1 protein-coding gene is annotated in these 1,610 nt (G+C 44.8%); it reads right to left on the reverse strand.

Annotated features, from left to right (window positions below; translation table 11 throughout):
• Positions 1 to 1,610, reverse strand: a 1,610-nt coding sequence (gene nuoL / locus CP948_RS08800) for an NADH-quinone oxidoreductase subunit L (RefSeq protein ID WP_096603610.1), incomplete at both ends; no start/stop codon positions are given.

Genomic DNA, 1,610 nt, shown 5'->3' on the forward strand with positions numbered 1-1,610 from the left:
TTAGACACCATCAGATAGCCTTTGGCAAGCACTTTGTGGTAGAGTCTTTCTGTGTAGAACTGTTCCCTGAAGGTGTCCGCTATGGGTTTTAAAAGACTGTAGGCTCTCCTGTGGTCTATTATCCCCCTTGCGTAAATTATGTACGCTACACCTATACCCATAAGAGCTATGGCTACTGAGATTACTGCTATGTTCAAGTGTAGTTCTTTGTGTGTTCCTAAAATCTTGCTGTATATGCCTTCACCAAAACCGCTTACTGTGGCAAACACTCCTAACACTACCATGGGCACTACCATTATGTATGGACTCTCATGGGGCTTGTGCTCGTACTCTTTTTCCCCGTGAAACATTACAAAACCTTCCCTGAATATGTAATAGGCTGTTAGAAAACTCACCAAGCTCGCAAGAACTCCCCAAAAAATTCCACTCTCATAGGCACTGGCTATGATCATGTCCTTGCTGAAAAATCCTGAAAAGGGAAAGATTCCTGCTAAGGCAAGAGCTCCTATTAGAAAGCTCCCATAGGTGATGGGCATGTACTTTCTTAGCCCTCCTGTTTGGTATATGTCATACACTTGATGGTGAAAGGCGGCTATTACTGAACCTGCTGATAAAAACAGTAGTGCTTTGAAAAAGGCGTGTGTGGTAAGGTGGAACATGGCGGATACTCTGTCTCCAAGTCCCAATGCTAAATACATGAGTCCCAGCTGGCTCATGGTGGAAAAGGCTATGATCTTCTTTATGTCTGTGTGGGATGTGGCTGCAAGAGCGGAAAAGAGTGCGGTGAGCCCTCCCACTATGGCTACTACTTTTAGACTCTCTGGAGAGTTCTCAAAGATGGGATATAGCCTTGCTACCATATACACTCCTGCTGCTACCATGGTGGCAGCATGCAACAGAGCAGATACTGGCGTAGGACCTGCCATGGCGTTGGGTAGCCATGTGTGAAGGGGTAGCTGTCCTGACTTTCCTACCGCACCACCAAAGAGTAAAAGGGCGCTGATGCCAAGGGTGTATTTATCCACCTGACTTACTTTTTGGAATATGTCCTGCAAGGATATGCTACCAAATAGGTAAAAGGCTGAGATGATGCCAAAGATGAAAAGCCAGTCTCCTATCCTGTTCATCACAAAAGCTTCTAAGGATGCATCGCTTGCTTTCTTCTGTGTGTGGAAGTACCCAATGAGCAAATACGAGGCAAGACCTACTCCTTCCCAACCGAAGAAGATACCAAGGAGGTTGTCAGACAGAACTATAAGTAGCATGGCAAAGAGGAACAAAGATAGATAAGCGTAGAACTTAAAGGTCCACTGACCAAAGAGGTTGTGCATGTAGCCTATGGAGTATACAAAAATGAGAGTAGCTACAAAGGTCACTACGGATGCCATGATAGAAGAGAGTGGGTCAAAGTAAAGTCCAAAAGAGACAAAGGGTAAAAAGTCATAAAGCTTTATGACGAAGGGTTCTGATAGAGCTTTGGATACAGAGAGCAAAGATAGAAGGAAAGATACCAAGCCTGCAGTGCAGGTGATGATGGCAGAAAGCTTGTCTCCTAAAAACTTTCCCGCCAAACCTACCACTAAAAAGGCAAAAAAGGGTGTCAGCAAAAG

The sequence above is a fragment of the Hydrogenobacter hydrogenophilus genome, assembly GCF_900215655.1.
In the GTDB taxonomy this organism is placed as follows: Bacteria; Aquificota; Aquificia; order Aquificales; family Aquificaceae; genus Hydrogenobacter; species Hydrogenobacter hydrogenophilus.